A 1,595-nucleotide genomic window follows, 5' to 3' on the forward strand; every position below is an offset into this window, starting at 1 on the left:
GGTGGCGCCCTGGCTCAGTTGTTCCGAACTGGCCGACAGTTCCTGGCTGCCGGCGGCCACGTTCTCCGCCGCCGAACCCGCTTCCGCCACCACCTCGCGCAGCTTCTCACGCATGGTTTCCAGGGCATCGACCAAATCCCGGATTTCGTCGTTACTGGAGACACTGATACGCTGGTTGAGATCGCCCGACGCGACGGCATTGGCCAGGAACACCGATTGCCCCAGGCCCCGGCTGATGCTGGTGGCCATCCAGGCGGCAGCGACGACACCGATCAGCAGTGATACCAGCACCACGACGGTCAGCAACGTGCGCACCCCGGCGGCGGTTTCCGCGGCGGCGGCGGCGGCATCCTTCATCTGGCTCTGGTTGAGTTCCAGCAGGCTGTCCAGCACCACCTGGGCCTTGTCCAACACTTGCCGCCCCTGGATGGCTGACATCTCGAAGGCGCGAGCGTTGGTGTTCTCGCGATTGAGCGTCAACAGGTCGTTATGGATCTTGTGCCAACGGTCGAACTGGAGGAACAACTGGTCGAACTGCCGCCGCTCGTCCTCGTGCAGCATCGGTCGCACCTGCTCGCGCAGCCGGGTAACGTCGGCCAGAGCCTCTGCCGAGGTTTGTTCGTAGTGGGTCATGTCGCCGGCGTCACGGGCCAGCAAGGCGTTCTTCTGTTCCTTGCCGGCTTCCATCGCCCGCGCGACCAGACGCTCGATCAGATAAGAAGCCTTGGCCCGTTCGACAGGAACGCCGTCGAAACGCTGCGACAGGGCGCGCAACCCTTCGATCACCGGGGCGAACACCGGCACGCTCATCTTCATGCTCATGTCGCGGGCACGACTGTTGCTGTTTTCATGCATCAGTTCGCGCACCTTGTCCTGAAGGGCCACGTAGCGGTCCCATTCGCCCCCGAAGGCATCAAGCCGACGGCGCCCTTCCTCGCTGGCCAGTGTGCGGTATTCCGTCCGCAGGCTGCGGACCTGATCCCGCAACAACAGGATTTCCTTGTCGTAGTGGTCAATGCTCTCGTCGGTGGTGGACAGGATCATGTTTTTTTCCGCCTTCACCACCGCGACGAAGGTCGTGTTCATATCCTGTACGATGGACTGGCGCTTGGCCGGACCGCTCACCAAGTCCTGGGCGGTCTGGTCCAGTTGATTCAGGCTGTTGACGCCGATGAATGCGGCCACCGCCGACAACACCAGGATCAGGCCGAAGGACAAAGCGAGCTTGAGTTTTACCGACATGCGCATGACAGCCCCCTGAAGCATTTCAAACCGTTACGGTGCCGCGATGTCTCAGCAGCGTTCGAATTCGGCGTCGCGGCCATCGGGGCCGCCTGAGCTCAGGTCAAAGGCGTAACCGACGCCGTTCCCTTTGCCGCGCTTCCCCGCCGCCCGCGGCGCACCGGTCTGCACCTGGGGGCGCAGAGCGGGACGAACCACCTTTTCCACATGCTGGACCGGCGCCGGCTTGGTCCTGGGCTTGGCGGCACCGTTGCCATCGACGCGGAAGAAGGCGATGGTGTGCTGCAACGCTTCCGCCTGGGTGGCCAGTTCCTCGGAGGTGGCCGACGCCTGTTCCGAGGCGCTGGCATTCT

At 63.6% G+C, this 1,595-nt stretch carries 1 protein-coding gene and 1 pseudogene; both read right to left on the bottom strand.

Annotated elements, in window-relative coordinates; all coding sequences use genetic code 11:
• A partial coding sequence (locus tag G4223_RS03655; protein ID WP_163675155.1) for a HAMP domain-containing methyl-accepting chemotaxis protein occupies window positions 1-1,248 on the bottom strand: 1,248 nt, incomplete at its 3' end.
• Between the two features lie 45 nt (window positions 1,249-1,293).
• Window positions 1,294-1,595, bottom strand: a pseudogene (locus G4223_RS03660) (methyl-accepting chemotaxis protein); the annotation flags it as partial.

The organism is Magnetospirillum aberrantis SpK, from assembly GCF_011022235.1.
Taxonomy (GTDB): Bacteria; Pseudomonadota; Alphaproteobacteria; order Rhodospirillales; family Magnetospirillaceae; genus Magnetospirillum; species Magnetospirillum aberrantis.